The sequence below is a fragment of the Mycolicibacterium brisbanense genome, assembly GCF_001570425.1.
Taxonomy (GTDB): domain Bacteria; phylum Actinomycetota; class Actinomycetes; order Mycobacteriales; family Mycobacteriaceae; genus Mycobacterium; species Mycobacterium brisbanense.
Genome location: NZ_BCSX01000007.1, coordinates 163604 through 178037, shown reverse-complemented (window position 1 = coordinate 178037; position 14434 = coordinate 163604). Strand labels below are relative to the sequence as shown.

Below are 14434 nucleotides of genomic sequence, written 5' to 3'. Positions count from 1 at the left end.
AGGTTAGAACCATTGGCGTGTTTCGTCAATGCCGCCGCCTAACGTTCTAACTTGATACCTATGGACCTTGACCTCGGAGCCCCGACCGTCACCACTGACATCGCTCGGCGGCTGCGCGCACGCATCCGCGCGGGTGAACTCAGCCCCGGCGACCGGTTGCCTGCGGAGCGCGATCTCGCCAAGCAGATGGGCGTCGGCCGGGTCAGCGTTCGGGAAGCCCTTCGCCTGCTGCAGGCGGGAGGCTATGTCGAGGTGCGCCGGGGTGCCACCGGCGGCACCTTCGTGACGCAACTCGATCTGCCGTACCGGAACTGGCTCAGCGAGATACGCAGCGGCGTGGGTGACGTCACGGACATCCTGGACTTGCGGATCGGTCTGGAAGGCCAGGCGGCAAAGCTTGCGGCCACTCGACGCACCGACGCGGAACTCGAGGCGATGGCAGCGGCGATCGAGGAGATGTCGACATCGGATTCGCGAGTGTCGTTCCGCAACAGCGATGCCCGTTTTCATGCGGCCCTGGCCCAGGCCGCTCGTAATCCGCGGCTGGAATCGGCCATCGCCAGTGCCCGCGGGGAGATGTTCGCGCCGCTGGACGCGCTGGTCTACACCGAGGTCGTCGAATCGAGCCGGGCCGGTCATCTCGCGGTATACGAGGCCGTCCGCGACGGGGATGCCGATCGGGCTCGTCGCGCCATGGAGGACCACCTCGAGCAGACGCGCGAGGAGTTGGAGCTGCTGATCTTCGGCAAGAACGCAGTGGATGCGGTCGGGCCGCATCCACTGCCGAGTGCCGATTAGCTGTCGCCCAGCGATGGCGAGACGCGGTTCTCCTGTGGCGCTTCGCTGATCGTGCCTGTGCCGAAGACGTCGAGGTTGGTGCGCAGCGGCCGCACAGCGCCGACGATGTAGCCGATGAGCGCGACGGCCACCAGCAGCCACGGCATCGAATTGACGATGGCCGAATCACTGCCGGTCAGCAGGGGGTAGTTGTCGATGATCAGGTAGCACCCGCAGAACAGGCCCCCGGCGGCCAGCGCCGGCGCGACGAGATGCGTCCACCAATGCCGATCGGATCGCCGCAGGAAGAAACCGATAACGGCAATCGAGGTTGTCCCCATCAGAGCGATCACCCCGAGCGCACCGAGCCCGGCGGTTTGGTTGCCGAGGTCGAGGTAGGGGTCGGCCCCGGCCAGTGAGTAACCGACGACCGCGATTGCGACGACCAGCGCCTGCGTGCATGCGGCGATATGCGGTGTGCGATAACGGGGATGCGTGCGGCCCAGCGGGCGCGGCAGCACCCCTTCGCGGCCGAACGCCATCAGGTACCTGGTGGCCATGCCGTGTAAGGCGAACAGAACGGCGATCAGGCTGGTCAGCAGCAGCCAGCTCATCACGTGCGTCGACCAGCCACCCAGCACGGCATGGGCGGCGTTGAACACGAAGTTCCCGGGGTCTGCGGCGGCCGCCGCGGGTGCTTCGCTGCCACCGGACGCCGCGATCAGCGACCACGACGACAGGAGGTACACGATGCCGATGAACGCGATCGCGAGCTTCGTCGCACGCGGCACGGTGCGTCGAGGGTCGCGCGCTTCTTCGCCGAAAATGGCGGTCGCCTCAAAGCCGATGAACGAGATGAAGACGAACATGAACCCGATTCCGACTGCGCCGCTGAAGATTTCGGTGGGACTCAGCGAGCTGATGGGATATGCGGCGGGTCCTTTCACGACCAGCGTCGCGATATCGACGAGCAATAGCAGTCCGGTCTCGAGAATCAGCAGCACACCCAGCACGCGGGCGTTCACCTCGACCCCGCGAATTCCGACCACCAGCGCCACCGCCAGCAGTCCGAAGGAAAACACCTGCCACGGAACGTGAATCCCGAGTTCCGTCGCAAAGATGTTGTCGGCGAAGTAGCCGACCAGCCCGACGACATAGAGCACGAGGACGTTGTACGCCAAGACGGCGACGAACCCGGCGGCCATGCCGAGGCGGCGCCCCAGCCCCACAGTGACGTAGGCGAAGAACGCTCCCGCGTTGGTCACGTGCCGGCTCATCGCTGCGTAGCCGACGGCAAAGAGCGCAAGGATGAGGGCCACGACGACGTAGGTCCCCGGTGCGCCGAGACCGTTTCCCAGGGCCACGGCGAGCGGGAACGCACTGGCCATGGCGGTCAGCGGTGCTGCTGTCGCGACCACCATGAACACAATCGAGCGGACGCCCATCGCTCCCGTCTTCAGCTGGCTGCCGACTTCGTCCGGGCGCTGGTTGCCTGGTAATGCCACTGGTCACTCCGTTCTACGCTGCATGGTTCTAAGGTAGGGCCATTGCAGAATAGGAGCATTGCGAGCGGTTGGCGGGGTGAATCGCAAATTGTCGCGTACGGGTGAAGGCTGGGGGCCAGGTCGCCGACGATCTCGCTGGAGGTGCGGCCACCGAGGTCGTATTTGGGGAAGTGCGGGACTTCGATGGGGTTGGTGGTGTCGATGAGGACGCGTCCGGTGAGGTCGCCGGCCGCGGCGAGGGCGGCGGGGTTGGCGGTCCAGTTCACGGCGAGGAAGACCACGGTGTGGGCGGCGGCCTGGGCGACGGTGTCGGCGGTGACACCCAGGTCGGCGGCGACGGTGGTGAGGGTGTGGGGGCCGCGGCTGTTGGACAGGGTGACGTCGTGGCCGGCGGCGGCGAGTTGGCCGCCGATGGCCTGGGCGAGATCTCCTGCGCCGATGAATCCGATCTTCAGGGGGTGCTCCTCGAGTCGTTGTAGTGGGTGGGGGGCCTCCAGGGCGGCCCGGCGACGGCCGCCTGGTGGGGGTTCGGCGCGTCGGCGGGGTGGGCCGCCCTGGGGCCGTCCGGTGGCCGCGTGATTCGGCCGGTGAGTGGTTAGCGATTGTGCAGGCGGGTGATCACGAAGTCGGCGGCTTGGGCGGGCATGCCGTTGGTGGTGTAGGCGCTGTGGGCGGAGCGGTTGAGTCCGCCGGCGCATACGGGGTCCTGGTCGGCGCACAGGTCGATGGTCTTGCCGGCGAAGGCTGTGCCGATGGTGATGGGCGGGGCGTCGTGCTGCAGCAGATTCAGGATGCCGGCCGAGGGCTTGCCGAACAGAGCGACCGCGGCGACGTGATCGGCGACGGCTGGGGCCAGGGCTGCGGTAAGCCCTTCGGGCAGTGGGTAGTTGGCGGGCACGGTGTCGCTGGTGACGTAGCCGCTGACCGCGGCTCCCTGGGAGTATCCGCCGACCACGATGTCGGTGCTGGGGCAGGCGGCGGCGATGTCGCGGATGTGGGTGGCGGCGTCGAGGACGCCGTCAGCGGCGCGGGCGAAGTCCAGGGAGGCGGGGTAGTTCACCGCGTAGACGTTGACGGTGCGACCGGGCAGGCGCTGTTGCAAAGCGTCGACGAAGGGTTGGCCGACCTTGCCGACGCCGGGGCCCTCGAAGGTGCCGCGGGCGAAGAGGACCTCGACGTCGGCGCACCCGGTGGCGGTGACGGCGGCCGGAACGGCATTGGTTCGGGCCTGCGGTTCGGCGTGCGCGGTGCCCGGCATCACCGTCATCAGCAGGCCGGCGACCACCGCGCCCAACGCCAGCAAGTACAGCATCGTGCGAATCAGGCTGGGGTCCGAACGTCGGACCGGCGGGGTGGAAAGCGGGGTGTGTGTCATGGCGGGCCCTTCCTCGGTCCTATGTTCCAACTATTCATTTGTAGAATGCAAACTATCAATACGAGTGATATCGTCTAGTTATTCCTGTATTATTGTTGGAATGAACGATCGTCCAGAGGTTCTTGACTTGGGAGCGTCGGTGGAGGTGGTGGGTCCGCTGTTGGATTACCTGGCTCGTCGGCTGCGTGCCGAGCTGGAGGCCGAGCTGATGCCGCTGGGGTTGAAGGCGCGGCACATGATCGCGTTGACGGTGCTGCGGGAGTTCGGGGAACGCGGACAGTCCGATCTCGGGCACGCCCTGGGCGTGGACGCGACGACCACCGTGGCGCTGCTCAACGATCTGGAATCGCTCCGGTTGGTCGAGCGTCGCCACTCCCCGCAGGATCGGCGCCGCCACACCGTGGTGATCACCGCCGCGGAGCGGCGGCTGCAGGACTGCGAGGCGATCGTCGCGTCCCTGGAGTGTCGGATGTTCGACATCGACACCGGGCAGCGCAGCCAGCTGCGCGCACTGTCGGTGCAGTGCGCCGCAGGCGCGGCGGACGGACCGCAGGCCCCCATGGTCACCCCGCTGGCGGGGACACCGAACTAACAGTTCGGTTCTTCTGGCGCTCGACGGTCGGGCGTCAGGTCAGTCGATCGCCATCGGCGATCACTGTGTGCGGCAATCGTTCTGGTTGAAAGCCGCTTTTCCGCATCGAAGTTGGATCACCCACCACAACAAGGAAGAGAGGCTCCTCGTGGCTGCCTTCAGCACCCGCTACCACACCGTGACGATCGACGGGCTCGACGTCTTCTATCGCGAGGCCGGGGACAGAGCGAACCCCACCCTGCTTCTGCTGCACGGCTTCCCGTCCAGCTCGCACATGTTCCGCAACCTGATCGACTCCCTGTCGGACAGCTTCCACCTGATCGCGCCCGACCATATCGGATTCGGGCGGTCGTCGATGCCCACGGTCGACGAGTTCACATACAGCTTCGACCGGCTGACCGACATCACCGAAAAGCTCATCACCCACCTGGGATTGGACCGGTTCGCGATCTACATCCACGACTACGGCGCACCCATCGGCCTGCGCATCGCCAGCGCCCGCCCCGAACGGATCACCGCGATCATCACCCAGAGCGGAAACGCCTACCTGGAGGGCTTCACACCGTTCTGGGACATCCTGTTCGCCCACGCCAAAGACCGGGCCGCCAACGAAGGAGCAGTGCGCGAATACCTCACCGCCGAGAAAACCCACTGGCAGTACACCCACGGTGTGCCGGCCGACCGGCTCGACCGGATCGCCCCCGAAACCTGGCTGCTCGACCAAGCCGGGTTGGACCGCGAGGGCAACGCGGCGACCCAACTGCAACTGTTCTGGGACTACCAGTTCAACCTGGACGGCTACCCCACATTCCAGGAGTACTTCCGCAGCCACCAACCACCGCTGCTGGTGACCTGGGGCAGGAACGACGAAATCTTCGGCGCCGCAGGCGCCGAGGCATTCAGGCGCGACCTACCTCACGGCGAATTCCACCTCCTCGACGCCGGCCACTTCGCCCTGGAAACACACGGCGAGGAGATCAGCGGTCTCATCCGCACCTTCCTGGGGCGTCTGCAGACCACCCGACCTTGACTCGAGAACTGAGCGGCAGGCGTCGACCCACCTCGGGTCGGCGCCTGTCGCCATCTGTTCACCGGGTCGCTACCTTGCAAACCAATGACGACGGGAATTTCTTGACGATGCATATGATTGTTATAGTTTGCATGACACAAACGAATTCTTCTTGATCCATCGACTGGAAGGCACGACCCGTGAGCCACCTCCTGCACATCGACTCCTCCATCCAGGGCGACGCGTCCATCAGCCGCAAACTCAGCGCCCACGCCGCCCAACGCTGGGCGCAAGCCCATCCCGGCGGCACGGTGACCTACCGCGACCTGGCCGCCGAGCCGATCCCCCACTTCGACGCCGCCAGCGGCCTGGCCCGAAACATCCCCGCCGAGCAGCACACCCCCGCCCAAGCCGAGTCCTTCGCCCTGTCCCAGCGTCTGATCGACGAGATCAAGGCTGCCGACACCGTGATCCTGGGCCTGCCGCTCTACAACTACGGCGCCCCCAGCATCGTGAAGGCCTGGGTGGACCACCTCATCGCCGCCGGACTGTCCTTCGACCCGACCACCGGCGCCGGCCTGCTCGGCGACACCGAGTTCATCGTGCTGGAAAGCCAGGGCGGCGGCTACGGCGAAGGCACCCCGCGTGCGGGCTGGGACCACGCCGGCAAGTGGATCGTGTCCGGCGTGTCCCCGACCGGACTGGCGCCGCGCGTCATCACGGCCGAACTCACCATGGCCCCGGTCAACCCCGCCATGGCCGACCTAATCCCGCTGCACGAAAAGAGCTACGCCGCCGCCCTGGCCGAGATCGACACCCTCTGGCCGGCAACCGAAGCCACCGCCTAACCACCACCCCCACACCGCCCGAGACAACGACATTCCGCCCGCGACCCGCGCGTACAGAGGAGACCACCGTGAAGATCGGCCTCATCGGCGCCGGGTGGATCGGGCAGCACACACAGAAGGAGACCACCATGAACATCGGCTTCATCGGCGCCGGCATGATCGGCAAAGCCGTCAGCACCCAGTTGGCCAAGGCCGGCCACGACGTCCTGATCAGCAACAGCCGCGACCCCGAAACCCTCACCGAGACATTCGAACCGCTCGGCATCAGCGTCGGCACCCCCGCCGAGGCCGCGGCCCGCGACGTCGTCTTCGTCGCCGTCGCCTGGCGCGACATCCCCGCCGCACTGGCTGGGGTGGATCTGTCGGGCAAGATCCTCGTCGACACCAACAACCCGATCATCATGCCCGGCTTTACCCGCGCCGACACCGGCGGCAAAACCTCCAGCGAGGTCATCGAAGACCTGGCGCCGGGCGCGAAGGTCGTCAAGGCGTTCAACCACATGCTGTCCACCAGCTACGACGAAGGCCCCACCGTCGACGGCGCCCCCAAGGTGCTGTTCCACTCCAGTGACCACGACGACGCCCACGCCGTCGCCGCACAACTCATCGAAGACGTCGGCTACGTGGCGATCAACCTCGGCGGCCTCGTCACCGGCGGCGTGCTGCACGAATCCCCCGGCGCGCTAGCCGGCCGCGTCTTCGTCGAACCCGCCGCAGCCAAGTAACAACAGACCCCACCGCAGGTTCCCCGTCAGCCACCACCGGCATCAAACCGGTGGTGGTTGACGGGCATTCGGGCTCCGCAACCCCAGCCGGTAACACGTCCAACGCCGCCGCGCCGGAAGCGCGACCAACGCGGCCGACCTCACCCATCTGTGGGCGGGCGGACGGACGGCAACATCGCCGGTGGCCATGCCGCCCACATATCATTTGCACGATACAAACTATTATTTTGTTGTACATCGTAACAAACAGCCCGTAATCTGATTTCGTGAGTGATACAGCTGAGACCAAGAACCACCAAGCCGGCTACGGCGTGTTCGGCAGTTACGAGATGTTCCGCGATCTCGGGCCGCAGAAGTGGCGCGAGATCGAGGCGCTGGGCTACATCGGCCTGTGGGCCGGCGGCCCACCGCCGGCCGACTTGTCCTGGGTCGACCCGATCCTGGCCGCCACCGACACCCTGCACGTGGGTACCGGCATCGTGAACATCTGGACCGCCGACGCCACCGAGGTGGCCCGGTCCTACCACCGCATCGCCGACGCCTATCCCGGCCGGTTCGTCCTGGGTATCGGGGCCGGGCACCCCGAGGCCATCAGCGCCTACCGCAAGCCCTACGACGCGCTCAACGACTACCTCGACGAACTCGACCGCCAAGGCGTTCCCCGCGAACGCCGCGTCCTGGCCGCCCTGGGTCCGCGGGTGCTCAAGCTCTCCGCCGATCGCACCGGGGGAGCGCTTCCGTACCTGACCACCCCGCAGCACACCGCCGACGCCCGTGAATTGATCGGCCCCGACGCGGGCCTGGCCCCCGAGCACAAGGTCATCATGACCACCGACGTCGAGCAGGCCCGCGCCCTGGGACGCGACGCGTTGGCCGTCTATCTGCCGCTGGCCAACTACCGCGCCACCTGGACTCGGCTCGGGTTCACCGAGGCCGACATGGACGCACCCGGCAGCGACGCCCTCGTCGACGCGATGATCGCCTACGGCACCACCGAACAGATCGCCGCACGACTCAATGAACACATCACCGCCGGCGCCAACCACGTCGCCATCCAGGTCCTGACCGAGCCCGAGGGCCTGGTGCCCGCCCTCACCGCTCTCGCCGGCCCGCTCGGGCTGACCACGCCGGCTGACACACCGACCGTATAACCGCACTGGGGGGCGGCGGCGGTCAACGCGCCGCTGCCGCCGACCGCCGGAGCAGCCGTACAACGATTTGCACAACGCGAATCGAAGGAGGGATGGGATTGTCGAATCGCGCCGGTACTCTCGACCGCATGAGCGGTTCAGGTGACGGCAACGACTTGAAATCACCGGAAAACATGGTGGGCGTGATGATGAACTACATCCTGCGGCGCATGCAGGCCGAAGCAGACGGCGACCTGCTGCCGCATGGCATGAAGACGCGTCACGCCGTCGTCCTCACCCTGCTCCGCGACCTGGGCGAACAACCCCAATCCGAACTCCCTCAAGCGCTCGGCATCGACGCCACCGGCGTGGTGGCCCTGCTCAACGGCCTCGAAGACGAAGGGCTCATCGAACGCCGCCGATCCTCCGAAGACCGCCGCAAACACAACGTGCTCATCACCAAAGCCGGACGCCGCCGCCTCGCCGACATCGAACAAGTCGCCGCCGACCTCGAACACCGCATGCTCGGCCTCGACCCCGCCGAACTCCACACCCTGCACGCCCTGCTCACCAAAGCTATGACCAACCTCGCCAACGGCCCCCAACTCTCTCCTCGTTGAGCCGTGAGCAGCCAGCGGCGCGTCCACGTCGCCGGCTACACCCAAGCCCCACGGGAAAGCCTTGGGCCGCTCCCACTCCCATTCCTCGTGAGGCCAGAGCTGATGATTTCCCGGATCTCTAGAATCGAAACAGCGCGGCGCGCTGATTGTTCGCGTCGCCTCGCTCGTCTCGGCACGCCGCCGATCGCACTTCGGCCTGCAAGGTCGCCAGTCCATGAGACAGGATCTGAGTCGCCTCGTTTCTCTACATACGAGACGGTCAAGCGCCTTGTAGATATCCGCCAAAGGCTGCGCTGCGATGCCCGGACCGCGGCGCTGCATCACTAACGGCGACGCTTGCGGCGTTGCTTTCCGGGTCGGCGCCCGAGAGGCTTCTGGCCAGGCTTCGGTTTCGATGCCGCCACCGAGATGTCGTCCGAAGCGAACGTCCGGAAAGCTCAGCGTGACCCCAACATGGCGGTGCACACCAACGACGACATCCACAACCAGGGCGACAGCTGGCAGCAGGGCGCCGACCAGGTTGGCCTCACGGCCTACTCGACGATTAGCGGAGGCTAACGCCTGCAGGGAATCACGATTCGGGATCGCCGCACCGTGGACCCATCGGGCACGTCGGCGCGGAGCCCGAGGACCTCAAACTGATCGGGACTCGCGTTGATCGCGGCTATCTGCACGTTCATCGCGTCGGAGAGAAGCTCAGCGAGTGCCTGTTGCAGCGCTTCTGCTGTCTCGATACCCAGCTGAACCGGGTCGGCGTTGCCCACCGTCAGCTGCCTCGGTGCTTCTGAACGAGCTTGCGGACCTCGGCGTCGTTGGGCGTGATTCCCATGCCCTTCATCTGCTTCTTGACCTCGTCGATGGCGTCCGACTCGGTGCCGCCCAAGGGGATCTGGATCCCCGCCGAGAATTGCTTCTCGAGGTCACGTTGCAGCTTGGCCATGCCTGCCTTGTTGGGGACGAACTTCCCGGAACTACTCATCTGGCGTCTCCTTGCTTCAGCCCCGGCGCGGCCAGTCCGCAGTCGGTTTCGGAAGTAAGTCCAACATGCACCACCGACAAGCTCCTGTCTGCTGCACGATCACGTGACAGTGATCGATCTAGATTCTCTAGAAACGAGACGACGCGATCCCGATGGTGTAACCCGAGCGTGGGTGATATCAGTCAGACTGAACCTTCAGAACCCGTTGAACTGATCGGCGGGGTGGAGAAACGCGTCATCAAGGTGGTACCGCCAGATCCGGCATGGTCCGCCAAGTTCGCAGTCGAGCGTGAAACGATCGCGACCGCTCTCGGGGTCAAGGCCGTGCGGGTGGATCACATCGGCTCCACCTCCGTACCTGGACTTGCCGCGAAACCCATTATCGACATTGCCCTGAGTGTTGGAGATGTCGACCGCGAAGAGGACTACCTGACTGACCTCATCACGGCCGGCTACCAGCTCAGGGTCCGCGAGCCTGGGCATCGCATGGTGCGCACGCCAGATTTAGGGGTGCACGTACACGTCTGTACCGCGGGCAGCGATTGGGAACGCCGCCAGCTACTCTTTCGTGACGGGCTGCGCTACGACGAATCCGATCGCGCAACGTACAACTCACTCAAAACGCAGCTCGCGCAGCGGGACTGGCCCGACATGAACGCCTACGCCGCCGCCAAGAGTCCACTTATCACCGAAATCACAGCCCGGGCGGAGAAATGGGCGGCGCGCTCAGGATGGACCGTTTGACCGAAACAATGTCCGAAACAGGAACTGATCATTCTCGAATCTTTAGAAGCGAGACAACAGCTGTCACGCACGTATCCAGGCGATTGTGGTGAATATGGTCGTGCAGATCTCTGACTGCGACGCCACGTGGCCGCAGACAATCACTGAACAACGTGACTCCGGACATGCCGCGGCGGTTCAGCATCCGCGCACAGAGAAACGACCGTCGCTCACAGCGAAAATGCAAAGTACTTCGGGAAAGACCGCGGCGGAATGTCCCGAAAGGCCTTGCAAACTCGACAACGACACCAGGCCTGACTGCAACATTTAACGAGATCGGACACAGATCTTTCCGATCGCGGCCCGACCGGCTGATGCGCACAGCAAAGTCGCACGGCAGCGCGACCGCCGTGCCGCGTCAGGGGTCGGACCGACGCTGCCGCGTCAGGCCTCCAGCACCGCCATCGCCGCGTTGTGCCCGCCGATGCCCGATACCGCGCCGCCGCGGTGGGATCCGGAGCCGCACAGCAGGATTCGATCGTGGGCGGTGGCCACGCCCCAGCGCCGTGCCGGGGTGTCCAACGGCTCGTCGTCCTCGGCGAACGGCCAGCGCAATGCGCCGTGGAAGATGTTGCCCGCCGTCATGCCCAGCGCCGCGTCCAGATCCGCCGTGGTCTTGGCCTCGATGCACAACCGGCCCGCGGAGTCCTCCATCAGGACATCCTGAATCGGTTCGGCCAGAACGGAATTCAGTGAATTCAAGACAGCGGAGGTGAGCCTGTCCCGCATCCGGTCGGGATCACCGGAGGCCAGCGCGTGCGGGGTGTGCAGGCCGAATACAGTCAACGTCTGAGCACCGGCCGCACGCAGCTGCTCGGACAGGATCGTGGGGTCGGTCAGCGAATGACAGTAGATCTCACACGGCAGGGGATCGGGCACCGAGCCGTCGGCCGCCGTCTTGTACGCGTTGCCCAGCTGGCTGTAGGTCTCGTTGATGTGGAAGGTGCCGCCGAACGCCTGCTGCGGCGTCACGCTCTCGTCGCGCAGCCGGGGCAGTCGGTGCAGCATCAGGTTCACCTTCACCTGAGCTCCCGGCGCGGTCTCGGGCGCCGGTTCGCCGAGTAGGCCCGCCAGCACGGTGGGCGTCACGTTCGCCAGCACCACATCGCCCTCTACCCGCTGCGCGGCCCCGTCTTTGCGGTAGCGCACCTCGCCATCCGGGTTGACCGCGTAAACGTCTGCGCCGGTGATGATCTCGGCGCCGAATCCGGCCGCGGCGGCAGCCAGCGCCCCGGTCACCGCACCCATGCCACCGATCGGCACGTCCCAGTCGCCGGTGCCGCCGCCGACCAGGTGGTAGAGGAAGCAGATGTTCTGGATGAGAGACGGATCGTCCACGTCGGCGAACGTGCCGATCAGAGCGTCGGTGGCCAGCACCCCGCGCACCAGATCGTTGTCGACGGCGTCGGTGATGGCGGCGCCGATCGGCCGGTCGACCAGTGCCTCCCAGGCCGCCGCGGCGTCGCCGTCCTGGCCGGCCAGCACCTGGCTGCGCAGCTCGGTCCGGGTGCACAGGGGCTGCAGCAGGGTCGGCCAGATCCGCTTGGTGATGAGTGATGCGCGGCGGTAGAAGTCGTCGAAGCCTGCGGCGTCGGCCTGGGCGCCGACCGCGGCGAAGGTCGAGTTGGGACCGATGAGCAGGCCTGTGCGACCGCCGGTGGCCGGATCGGGGGTGTACGACGAGTAACTGCGCCGGGCCAGCCGGATGCGGGCGCCCAGATCGTCGATGATGCGCTGCGGCAACAGGCTGACCAGATACGAATACCGCGACAACCGGGCGTCGACCCCGTCGAAGGCGTGTGCGGACACCGCCGCGCCGCCCACATGGTCGAGGCGTTCGAGCACCTGGACACGGCGTCCGGCACGGGCCAGATACGCTGCGGCCACCAAGCCGTTGTGCCCACCGCCGACGACGACTACGTCGAACCGTTTCTCACTCATCGCCCTCGCCTTGTCAGCCTCGGTAGCCTTCGACCTCGTCGGCCGGACGCACTCTGGCCTCCCGCGGGTCCTGCCCAGTCTCCCGCAACGCCCTGCGCTGCCGCAGCAGATCCCAGCACTGGTCGAGGGCTACCTCCAGCGACTGCAGGCGCTGGCGCTCTTCGGTCTCGTCGATCTCCCTGCGCTGCAGTTTTCCCCGCAGCTCCTGCTCCTCGGCGACGAGTCGGTGAACTTCGGCGAGGATGTCTTGATCTTTGGCCACCTGGCCAGTCTGCCCGACTACGGTTGGTCCGGTGAGTACAAAACCTGAGATCGAATTTCCGGACGGCCCGGCCCCCGCCGAACTTGAGATCACCGACTTGGTGGTCGGCGACGGGGCCGAGGCCGTGCCCGGCGGAAACGTCGAGGTGCACTACGTCGGCGTCGAGTACGACACCGGCGACGAATTCGACAGCTCGTGGAATCGGGGGGAGTCCATCGAGTTCCCGCTGCGCGGGCTGATCCAGGGCTGGCAGGACGGCATCCCGGGCATGCGGGTCGGCGGACGTCGCAAGCTGGTGATCCCGCCTGCGCAGGCATACGGCCCGGCCGGCTCTGGCCACCGGCTCTCGGGCAAGACACTGATCTTCGTCATCGATCTGCTCGCCGTTCGCTGACGCCCCGCCAACTTTCCACCGACATTCGCGTCAGGGACACATCCGGCGACGGAAGTGTCCCTGACGCGAATCTCGATACCGGGACTCCGTCGCGCCGGGCTAATGCGGCCCGGGCAGTCGCAGCACCAGCCGGGCGCCGCCCAGCGGGCTCGACTCCAAAGCCGCTGTCCCGCCGTGCAGTTCAGCCTGCTGAGCCACGAGCGCCAGGCCGAGGCCTGAGCCGGAGCGCGACGCCGTCGAACCTCGCGAGAACCGGTCGAACACCACGGTCCGCTCTTCCTCGGGCACCCCGACCCCGTCGTCGTCGACGGCGATCTCCACTCCGGCGCGTGAGCTGACGGCGGAGAGCTGCACCCGGGTCGCCCCGCCGTGTTTGACCGCGTTGGCGATGGCGTTGTCCACGGCGAGCCGCAGACCGGTCGGCAGGCCCACGATGATCACGGTCGGTGTGGGGGCTTGGGACACATCGAGATCCGGATACACGCGCCTGGCGTCGTGGGCGGCCCTGTCGAGCAGCTCGGTGATGTCGACCGTGACGTGGTCGTCGGTGGTGGTGAGCTCGCCCTGCGCCAACCGTTCCAGTGCGCCCAGCGTCGCCTCGATCCGCGACTGGGTGCGGATGACGTCGTTGACCACTTCTTTGCGCTGTTCGTCGGGCAGGTCGAGGGTGGCCAGCACTTCGAGATTGGTGCGCATTGCGGTGAGCGGCGTGCGCAACTCATGTGCCGACACAGCCGCGAAGTCGCGTGCCGAGGCCAGCGCGGCCTTGGTGCGGTCCTGCTCGGACCAGATGCGCTGCAGCATGCCGTTGACGGCGTCGGCGATCTCGACGGCTTCGGTGGCTCCTCGGACTTCGACGTCGGGTGCCTCGTCACCTGCGTCGATCTGCCGGGTCTGCTGGGCCAGCCGTTTGAGCGGGCGCACCGCGAATGCGGCCAGCACCCAACCCAGTACGGTCGCCGCGCTGATGGCGAACACGCAGATCACGATGACCCGCCGGTGCAGGTTGTTGGTGTCGGCGATGGTGGCGTCATACGTCGCTCCGACCGCGACCCACATGGGCCCGGGCGCGGGGATCTGCACCGTGCGCACGCGCCAGCGCACCCCGTCGATGTCGGTGTCGGCGTAGCCCGCAGGCAGCTCGGGCAGGATGACCGTCGAATTAGAGGTGACGTCGCCGGCCTGCCGGACCGTGATGACGGCGTCCTGTTCGCTGGGGGAGCGCGGGATTTCGTGCAGGCCGCGCGGGAGGAACGGAATGGCGAATCCGGCTGCCTCATCGAGGCGGCGGTCCAGCCGCTCCTTGCGGTCGTTGGTGATGCCGACCCACACGATGGTGCCGACGATGATGACGACGATGGCCGCGCCGATGGCCGTCGCGAACGCCACCCGGGTCCGCAGCGACGGGGTGCGGCGGAAGATCCGGGTGAGCACGCTCATGGCTATCGATTCCTCGCGCAAGCGCTCGTCATGTGTCGTTGATTCCTCGCGCAA

18 protein-coding genes are annotated in these 14434 nt (G+C 66.4%); 10 read left to right on the top strand and 8 right to left on the bottom strand.

From position 1 onward, the window contains the following. Positions 1-60: 60 nt before the first annotated feature. Complete coding sequence (locus RMCB_RS03285; RefSeq protein ID WP_062827606.1) at positions 61-798, top strand: FadR/GntR family transcriptional regulator; 738 nt, start codon at positions 61-63, stop codon at positions 796-798. Here RMCB_RS03285 and RMCB_RS03280 read toward each other — a convergent pair. The 3 genes from RMCB_RS03280 to RMCB_RS03270 are packed head-to-tail and all read right to left on the bottom strand — an operon-like array spanning position 795 to position 3594. Then, positions 795-2282: an APC family permease gene (locus RMCB_RS03280; RefSeq protein ID WP_062827605.1), complete on the bottom strand. Its 1488-nt coding sequence runs from the start codon at positions 2280-2282 to the stop codon at positions 795-797. The genes RMCB_RS03285 and RMCB_RS03280 overlap by 4 nt on opposite strands. Further along, entirely contained in the window at positions 2234-2980 is a 747-nt protein-coding gene (locus tag RMCB_RS36945) for an NADPH-dependent F420 reductase (RefSeq protein ID WP_072278400.1), read from the bottom strand. The genes RMCB_RS03280 and RMCB_RS36945 overlap by 49 nt, the downstream gene beginning before the upstream one ends. Then, positions 2878-3594, bottom strand: a complete 717-nt coding sequence (locus RMCB_RS03270; RefSeq protein WP_084388349.1) for a cutinase family protein — start codon at positions 3592-3594, stop codon at positions 2878-2880. Before RMCB_RS03270 ends, RMCB_RS36945 begins: the two co-directional genes overlap by 103 nt. Positions 3595-3757: 163 nt before the next feature. Here RMCB_RS03270 and RMCB_RS03265 point away from each other — a divergent pair, with 163 nt between their 5' ends. The 7 genes from RMCB_RS03265 to RMCB_RS35965 all read left to right on the top strand — a co-directional run bounded on the left by RMCB_RS03265 (position 3758) and on the right by RMCB_RS35965 (position 9139). Next, entirely contained in the window at positions 3758-4249 is a 492-nt protein-coding gene (locus tag RMCB_RS03265; protein ID WP_063979567.1) for a MarR family winged helix-turn-helix transcriptional regulator, read from the top strand. Positions 4250-4397: 148 nt separating this feature from the next. Further along, positions 4398-5279 (top strand): alpha/beta fold hydrolase, encoded by an 882-nt coding sequence (locus RMCB_RS03260; protein ID WP_062827736.1) that lies wholly within the window; start codon positions 4398-4400, stop codon positions 5277-5279. A 179-nt stretch (positions 5280-5458) separates the two neighbouring features. Beyond that, positions 5459-6106 (top strand): FMN-dependent NADH-azoreductase, encoded by a 648-nt coding sequence (locus RMCB_RS03255; RefSeq protein WP_062827602.1) that lies wholly within the window; start codon positions 5459-5461, stop codon positions 6104-6106. Between the two features lie 68 nt (positions 6107-6174). Next, positions 6175-6831, top strand: coding sequence for an NADPH-dependent F420 reductase (locus tag RMCB_RS03250; protein ID WP_062827601.1), 657 nt, complete (start codon positions 6175-6177; stop codon positions 6829-6831). A gap of 266 nt (positions 6832-7097) precedes the next feature. Beyond that, complete coding sequence (locus RMCB_RS03245) at positions 7098-7982, top strand: LLM class F420-dependent oxidoreductase (protein WP_072278399.1); 885 nt, start codon at positions 7098-7100, stop codon at positions 7980-7982. A 128-nt stretch (positions 7983-8110) separates the two neighbouring features. After that, a complete protein-coding gene (locus tag RMCB_RS03240; RefSeq protein ID WP_063979573.1) occupies positions 8111-8581 on the top strand; it encodes a MarR family winged helix-turn-helix transcriptional regulator in 471 nt (156 codons plus the stop codon). Positions 8582-8989: 408 nt separating this feature from the next. Continuing rightward, positions 8990-9139: a hypothetical protein gene (locus RMCB_RS35965; protein ID WP_165606245.1), complete on the top strand. Its 150-nt coding sequence runs from the start codon at positions 8990-8992 to the stop codon at positions 9137-9139. Here the strand turns inward: RMCB_RS35965 and RMCB_RS03235 are convergent. Together RMCB_RS03235 and RMCB_RS35775 are read right to left on the bottom strand one after the other, a co-directional pair. After that, the gene (locus RMCB_RS03235) at positions 9136-9345 is read right to left on the bottom strand and encodes a hypothetical protein (protein ID WP_062827599.1); all 210 of its coding nucleotides are present in this window, start codon (positions 9343-9345) and stop codon (positions 9136-9138) included. The genes RMCB_RS35965 and RMCB_RS03235 overlap by 4 nt on opposite strands. Before the next feature lie 2 nt (positions 9346-9347). Continuing rightward, entirely contained in the window at positions 9348-9560 is a 213-nt protein-coding gene (locus RMCB_RS35775) for a hypothetical protein (RefSeq protein WP_131805480.1), read from the bottom strand. A gap of 168 nt (positions 9561-9728) precedes the next feature. Here RMCB_RS35775 and RMCB_RS03230 point away from each other — a divergent pair, with 168 nt between their 5' ends. Continuing rightward, entirely contained in the window at positions 9729-10304 is a 576-nt protein-coding gene (locus RMCB_RS03230) for a GrpB family protein (RefSeq protein ID WP_062827598.1), read from the top strand. Positions 10305-10727: 423 nt separating this feature from the next. On the opposite strand, the gene RMCB_RS03225 is transcribed toward RMCB_RS03230, so the two are convergent. Beyond that, positions 10728-12284, bottom strand: a complete 1557-nt coding sequence (locus RMCB_RS03225; RefSeq protein ID WP_062827597.1) for a phytoene desaturase family protein — start codon at positions 12282-12284, stop codon at positions 10728-10730. 13 nt (positions 12285-12297) lie between these two features. Continuing rightward, the gene (locus RMCB_RS03220; protein ID WP_029369696.1) at positions 12298-12546 is read right to left on the bottom strand and encodes a DUF2630 family protein; all 249 of its coding nucleotides are present in this window, start codon (positions 12544-12546) and stop codon (positions 12298-12300) included. A 31-nt stretch (positions 12547-12577) separates the two neighbouring features. On the opposite strand from RMCB_RS03220, the gene RMCB_RS03215 reads away from it, so the two are divergent. Further along, positions 12578-12940: an FKBP-type peptidyl-prolyl cis-trans isomerase gene (locus RMCB_RS03215; protein WP_062827596.1), complete on the top strand. Its 363-nt coding sequence runs from the start codon at positions 12578-12580 to the stop codon at positions 12938-12940. 99 nt (positions 12941-13039) lie between these two features. On the opposite strand, the gene RMCB_RS03210 is transcribed toward RMCB_RS03215, so the two are convergent. Next, positions 13040-14380 carry a HAMP domain-containing sensor histidine kinase gene (locus RMCB_RS03210; protein WP_062827595.1) on the bottom strand — a complete coding sequence of 447 codons (1341 nt, stop codon included), beginning with the start codon at positions 14378-14380 and terminating at the stop codon, positions 13040-13042. Positions 14381-14434 lie beyond the last annotated feature (54 nt).

Excerpts from the sequence above, each read along its gene's own strand:
- RMCB_RS03285 (WP_062827606.1), top strand. The coding sequence starts at position 61 with ATGGACCTTGACCTCGGAGCCCCGACCGTCACCACTGACATCGCTCGG.
- RMCB_RS36945 (WP_072278400.1), bottom strand. The coding sequence starts at position 2,980 with ATGCGCCGGCGGACTCAACCGCTCCGCCCACAGCGCCTACACCACCAA.
- RMCB_RS03270 (WP_084388349.1), bottom strand. The coding sequence starts at position 3,594 with ATGCTGTACTTGCTGGCGTTGGGCGCGGTGGTCGCCGGCCTGCTGATG.
- RMCB_RS03265 (WP_063979567.1), top strand. The coding sequence starts at position 3,758 with ATGAACGATCGTCCAGAGGTTCTTGACTTGGGAGCGTCGGTGGAGGTG.
- RMCB_RS03240 (WP_063979573.1), top strand. The coding sequence starts at position 8,111 with ATGAGCGGTTCAGGTGACGGCAACGACTTGAAATCACCGGAAAACATG.
- RMCB_RS35965 (WP_165606245.1), top strand. The coding sequence starts at position 8,990 with ATGTCGTCCGAAGCGAACGTCCGGAAAGCTCAGCGTGACCCCAACATG.
- RMCB_RS35775 (WP_131805480.1), bottom strand. The coding sequence starts at position 9,560 with ATGAGTAGTTCCGGGAAGTTCGTCCCCAACAAGGCAGGCATGGCCAAG.
- RMCB_RS03225 (WP_062827597.1), bottom strand. The coding sequence starts at position 12,284 with ATGAGTGAGAAACGGTTCGACGTAGTCGTCGTCGGCGGTGGGCACAAC.
- RMCB_RS03210 (WP_062827595.1), bottom strand. The coding sequence starts at position 14,380 with ATGAGCGTGCTCACCCGGATCTTCCGCCGCACCCCGTCGCTGCGGACC.